The sequence below is a fragment of the Gilvimarinus sp. 1_MG-2023 genome (assembly GCF_030548285.1).
In genome coordinates, this window is sequence record NZ_JAUOSC010000192.1 from 1 (window position 1) to 424 (window position 424).

Here is a 424-nt window from a genome sequence, read left to right on the forward strand (position 1 = left end):
GGTTTTGACCTTGGTGTAACGCGGGCAATCTCGGACGCGGTGAACATTCCGGTCATTGCCTCCGGCGGTGTCGGTAACCTCGATCACTTGGTTGAAGGCGTAACACAAGGGCGAGCGGACGCGGTATTGGCCGCCAGTATTTTCCACTTTGGGGAGTACACCGTGCAGCAGGCCAAGCAGCATATGGCCGCTGCCGGGATTGAAATGCGTCTGGTGGATTGACCACTGGTCGAATCCAGTCGTTTTTTGATGCTGATATGGGCATAATCCACAATGTCTCTGTGAACTAGCGCAACTGTGCCGATGGATTGTTTTATGCCTCGTATTGGACGATATATTGGTCTGGTTGCCAGTGTCTTGGGATGCCTGGCAGGCGGATCAGATGTTTGTCAGGCCCAGGCTCTGGACGACTTTGAACCCGACC

General features: G+C 54.2%; 1 protein-coding gene. It reads left to right on the plus strand.

The features are described 5' to 3' along the window. Positions 1-222: HisA/HisF-related TIM barrel protein (locus Q4563_RS16375; protein WP_303605236.1), on the plus strand; the 222-nt coding region annotated here is incomplete at its 5' end. Between the last annotated feature and the right edge of the window lie 202 nt (positions 223-424).